The 1,858-nt window shown below is 77.1% G+C and carries 2 protein-coding genes; both read left to right on the top strand.

The annotated features are described in order from the left end of the window. On the top strand, positions 1-337 hold a 337-nt coding region (locus ACWJ6R_RS35690), incomplete at its 5' end, for an acyl carrier protein (RefSeq protein ID WP_449066439.1). Next, positions 334-1,833 (top strand): condensation domain-containing protein, encoded by a 1,500-nt coding sequence (locus ACWJ6R_RS35685; protein ID WP_449066438.1) that lies wholly within the window; start codon positions 334-336, stop codon positions 1,831-1,833. The genes ACWJ6R_RS35690 and ACWJ6R_RS35685, both read left to right, overlap by 4 nt. Positions 1,834-1,858: the final 25 nt, after the last annotated feature.

The raw sequence follows: 1,858 nt of genomic DNA, 5'->3' as shown, positions 1-1,858 counted from the left end.
CGAAGGCCCGGCGTCCGTCGCAGGCCCGGGGTCCGTCGCAGGCCCGGTGTCGGCCGCAGGCCCGGCGTCCGCCACAGGTCCGGTGTCCGCCGAAGACCCGGCGTCCGCCGCGGAGGACGCGCTGGCCGAGGAGGTCGCCGCGATCTGGCGCGAGGCGCTGGAGATGGACGAGATCGGGCCGGACGACGACCTGTTCGACCTCGGCGGGCACTCGCTGACGATCACCCGGATCATCGCCCTGGTGCGCGACCGGATGGGCGTCGAGCTCTCCTTCGAGGTGTTCATCGACGACCCCACCGTGAGCGGGGTCGCCGCCGAGATCGCCAGGTCCCGATGACGGCCGGGACCGTGCGGGAGCGGGCGGTGCCGCTGGAGTTCACCGGGGCACGCGGCGGGCGGGCCCCGGTCACCTGGGGCCAGCGCGCCTTCTGGCGGCTGATCCGCTGGCTGGACGAGGACGACCCGTACTACAACCTGCCCTGGAGCCTGCCCGTCTACGGCAGGCGCGACCTGGACACCGTCCTGAGCGCCCTGCGCACGCTGGTCGAGCGGCACGAGAGCCTCCGCACGACCTGGGAGGAGACGCCGGACGGACCGGTCCAGCGGGTGATGCGCGAGGGCACGCTGACGGTCGGGGTGCTCGACGCCGGAGAGGCCAAGCCGCTCGCCGCCGCGCGGGAGGCCGCCGCCGAGCTGGCCGCCAGGGTCTTCGACCACGCGGCCGAGCCGCCGATCCGGTGCGCCGTCGTCACCTCCGGAGGGCGGCCCCGGGCGGTGGCCTTCGCCCTGTCGCACCTGGCGGTGGACGCGTGGGCGCTGGAGATCCTCGCCACCGAGTGGCGGGCCCTGCTCGCCGGGGAGGACCTGCCCGCACCGGCCTGGCAGCCGCTGGACCAGGCCGCCCTGGAGCAGGGCGCGGGCGCGGCCCGGGGCGAGCGGGCGCTGCGGCACTGGCGCGCCGAGCTGGAGCAGGCCCCGGCGACCCTCTTCGACTTCCCCGAGCGGACCCCGGAGGAGCCGAGGTTCGTCAAGGTCGGCATGGAGTCGGCCGCCGCGGGCGCGGCCGCCCGGACGCTCGCGGCGCGCTGGGCGGTGAGCACCTCCAGCGTGCTGACCTCGGGATGCGCCGCGGTCCTGGCGGCGCTGACCGGGCACCGTCGGGTGGCCATGCAGCTCATCGTGGCCAACCGGCACGATCCGCGGACCGCGGCCATGGTCGGCACCGCCGTGCAGGACGGGCTCTTCACGCTGGACCTGTCCGCCGGGACGTTCGCCGACGCCGCGCGCGCCGGGCACCGGCAGGCGCTGACCGCCTACCGGTACGCGCACTACGACCCGGCCGCGATGGCGGCCCTGCGCGAGGAGATCGGCCGCGCGCGCGGCGGCGCCGTCGACCTGTCGGCCTACTTCAACGACACCCGGCCCACCGGCGACTGGCCCGCCCTGCCGCCCGGCGACCCGGCCGAGCTGGCCGGGCGGACCCGGACCTTCCCCGTCGGCGCGTGGCAGATGGTGGACGCCACCGCCTTCTTCTCCGCCGGTCCCGCCGCGCACACCTGCCGGCTCGACCTGCTGGTCGACACCGCCCGGCTGTCGAGTGCCACGGCGTACACCCTCCTGCACGCGGTGGAGACCCTGCTGGTCCGCAGCGTCGCCGGGGACGTGCCGCTCGCCGGGGTCGCCGCACTGTGCGGCGTCACGCCGGTGGGACGCCCCACCGGCGGCGACCGCCCCGCCGACGGTCCAGCGGGCGGTGCCGAGACCGAACCCGCGGGCGGCACCGGAGCCGGGGACGTCCTCGCGGCCCCTTCCGCGGCCGAGGACGCGCCGTGACCGGCGAGGACCGGCGTGCGGCGCT

The organism is Planomonospora algeriensis, assembly GCF_977012225.1.
Note: the sequence above shows the minus strand (reverse complement) of the source record. Positions and strands in the feature narration are given on the sequence as shown.

Excerpts from the sequence above, each read along its gene's own strand:
- ACWJ6R_RS35685 (WP_449066438.1), top strand. The coding sequence starts at position 334 with ATGACGGCCGGGACCGTGCGGGAGCGGGCGGTGCCGCTGGAGTTCACC.